Origin of the sequence: Caloranaerobacter azorensis DSM 13643, assembly GCF_900129995.1 — a bacterium.
Classification (GTDB): domain Bacteria; phylum Bacillota; class Clostridia; order Tissierellales; family Thermohalobacteraceae; genus Caloranaerobacter; species Caloranaerobacter azorensis.
On the sequence record NZ_FQXO01000129.1, the window covers coordinates 1 to 3,066 of the forward strand.

The following is a 3,066-nucleotide window of genomic DNA, read 5'->3' on the forward strand; positions in this document are numbered from 1 at the left end:
AGTATATCCAAAGAGGGGGGAGACAACCAAACCTATATATTATTCAAATTTCAATGTTTGGGTGTCAAATTTGCTCTAAACTTTTGACACTACGAAAAATAAAAGAAGGGGGATTTGCATGATTAAACTAATAGGTGTTCTCATTATTATTATTGGTTTTATTTTAAAATTAGATACTATAGCAGTTGTACTTATAGCCGGAATTGTAACTGGATTAGTAAGTGGACTTAGTTTTGGGGAAATTTTTTCTACTCTTGGAAGTGCGTTTATAAAAACAAGATATATGTCGTTATTTTTGGTAACTCTCCCGGTTATAGGCATATTAGAAAGATATGGTTTAAGAGAGAGAGCAGCAGAACTTATTAAAAACATAAAAGCTGTTACAACGGGAAAAGTGCTTGTAATTTATACTATTATAAGAGAATTGGCAGCAGCCTTTTCTTTAAGACTAGGAGGACATGTTCAATTTATTAGACCGTTGATTTTCCCTATGGCACAAGGGGCTGCTGAAGCTAATTATGACAATCTTGGAGAAGAAGAAATTGAAATAATTAAAGGGTATGCAGCGGCATCTGAAAACTATGGTAACTTTTTTGGGCAGAATGTATTCATTGCGGCAGGAGGCGTACTTCTTATAGTAGGTACATTAGGAGAACTTGGTATAGAAGTTACTCCATTACAAGTATCTAGAGCCTCTATTCCAATAGCAATATTTGCATTTATTTATGCGACAGTACAATATTACATATTAGATAAAAAGCTTTCAAAAAGACTAAACAAAGATAAGAGCAAATAAATAGAATAGTCGAAGGGTGGGAGGAAAATGAAAGAAATATTGTTAGAAGGGTTATATGTATTAGCAGGGTTAGTTTCACTGATTACTGGTTATATGGCTTTGAAAGATAGAGAACTTCCAACTAGAATAGGTACGGCTTTATTTTGGGGAATATTAGCTGTTATTTTTATAATAGGAAAGTATTTACCACCATCTGTAGTTGGTTTTATGTTGCTTATAATGGGAGTTCTTACTGCATTTAAGCAAGTTAGACTCGGGTCACTTAAAAATGCAGATGAAAAGTTTAGAAAGGAAAAGTCAAGATTAATAGGAAACAAGATTTTTATACCAGCTTTAACAATAGCAGTATTTGCTTTTGGAATTGCTCAGTTTACAAAATTAGGAGGTCTAGTAGGGCTTGGTTTTGGTGCAATTGCAGCAACTATAATAGCACTTGTCATGACAAAGGCAGAAATAAAATATATCGGATATGATGGAAGTAGATTATTACAACAAGTTGGATCAGCAAGTATTTTGCCGCAGTTGCTTGCAGCGTTAGGAGCATTATTTAATGCAGCAGGAGTTGGTCAAGTTATAGCACAAGGTATTTCTAGTATTATTCCTGAAGGGAATGTGCTTGCAGGAGTTATAGCTTATTGTGTAGGTATGGCTATATTCACTATGATAATGGGTAATGCCTTTGCAGCTTTTGCCGTTATAACAGCGGGTATTGGTTTGCCATTTGTATTTTCACAGGGAGCAAATCCTGCTATAGCAGGTGCTCTTGCACTTACTGCAGGATATTGTGGAACTCTTATGACTCCTATGGCTGCTAATTTTAACATAGTACCTGCTGCAATATTAGAAACTAAGAATAAAAACAGGATTATATTAAGTCAAATACCACTTGCATTAGCTCTTCTTGTAACTCATATAGTGCTTATGTATATTTTAGCTTTTTAGAAAATAGTTAAATGTAGTTATTGTGCTGAAAAGCGGAGGATACAACCTCCGCTAACTAAATACTTATATTGAAGCAAGAATATAAGGAGGTATTATTATGAAAGTATTAATAACAGGTTTTGAACCATTTGGAGGAGAGAAAATAAATCCTGCATTAGAAGCAGTTAAAAAACTTGATGATGAGATTGCAGGTGCAAAAATTATAAAAGCAGAGATACCCACTGTATTTAGAAAATCTATAGAGGAACTTGAAAAAATAATAGAACGCGAAAAACCTGATATAACAATATGTGTTGGGCAGGCAGGAGGAAGATTTGATATTACAATAGAAAGAGTAGCTATAAACATTGATGATGCTAGAATACCTGACAATGAGGGGAATCAGCCCATTGACGAGCCGATTTTTTTAGATGGATTGAATGCATATTTTGCTAAACTTCCTATAAAAGCTATGGTAAAAGAGTTGAGAGAAAATAAAATTCCGGCATCTGTATCAAACAGTGCTGGGACGTTCGTGTGCAACCATATTATGTATGGATTATTATATTTAATTGATAAAAAATATCCAGCTATGAGAGGAGGATTTATCCATGTGCCTTTCATACCTGAACAGGTGATAGATAAAAGAAATACTCCTAGCATGTCATTAGATAACATAACGAAAGGAATTGGACTTGCTATAAAAGCAGCGATAGAAAATAAAGAAGACATAAAGGAAAAAGGCGGAAAGATTTGCTAAAAGAGGGTGATATAGATGTGCAAATATTTATTTGTTTACGGTAGTCTAATGGAAGGTTTTTTTAATTATGATAGTTATTTAAAAGGAAAAATTTTAGAAAGGAAAATAGCGAGAACAAGGGGAAAACTTTATCATCTAGTTGATAAAGGCTATCCTGCTATGATAGATGGCGAGGATTATGTATATGGAGAACTTATTTTAATAAAAGATTTCTATAAAGTACTTAAGCAGTTGGACAGGCTAGAGAATTTCTTTGGGAATAATAATAATAACAACGAATATAATAGAGTTGTTAAAAATGTAGAAGTCCTTGATGATAACACTATTCGAAAAGCTTATGTATATATGTATAATTGTAAAGATATTAAAAGGCTAATAGATAAAAATATTTACATACCGTATGGGAACTGGAAGAAATACATAAAAAATATAAATAAGAATGCAGTTTAGCAGTTGTTTAAAGGAGATGCTATTTTAAGTAGTATCTCCTTAAATTATGTGTGCCGGGCATGCGTAACAACTAGGTGGTGAAAGTCCACTGTGGGGGTTGACCGTGCCAACCACTAGCCAAAGGCAAGGGTGTCCATCG

General features: G+C 33.7%; 4 protein-coding genes. All 4 read left to right on the forward strand.

Features of this window, described 5'->3' with window-relative positions:
- Positions 1–118 precede the first annotated feature (118 nt).
- The 4 genes from BUB51_RS12340 (at position 119) to BUB51_RS12355 (ending at position 2,927) form a co-directional block, all read left to right on the forward strand.
- Positions 119–796, forward strand: coding sequence for a DUF969 domain-containing protein (locus tag BUB51_RS12340; protein WP_073198120.1), 678 nt, complete (start codon positions 119–121; stop codon positions 794–796).
- 27 nt (positions 797–823) lie between these two features.
- Complete coding sequence (locus BUB51_RS12345; RefSeq protein ID WP_073198122.1) at positions 824–1,738, forward strand: DUF979 domain-containing protein; 915 nt, start codon at positions 824–826, stop codon at positions 1,736–1,738.
- A gap of 97 nt (positions 1,739–1,835) precedes the next feature.
- The gene (gene pcp / locus BUB51_RS12350; protein ID WP_073198125.1) at positions 1,836–2,477 is read left to right on the forward strand and encodes a pyroglutamyl-peptidase I; all 642 of its coding nucleotides are present in this window, start codon (positions 1,836–1,838) and stop codon (positions 2,475–2,477) included.
- A gap of 15 nt (positions 2,478–2,492) precedes the next feature.
- A complete protein-coding gene (locus BUB51_RS12355) occupies positions 2,493–2,927 on the forward strand; it encodes a gamma-glutamylcyclotransferase family protein (protein ID WP_073198126.1) in 435 nt (144 codons plus the stop codon).
- Positions 2,928–3,066: the final 139 nt, after the last annotated feature.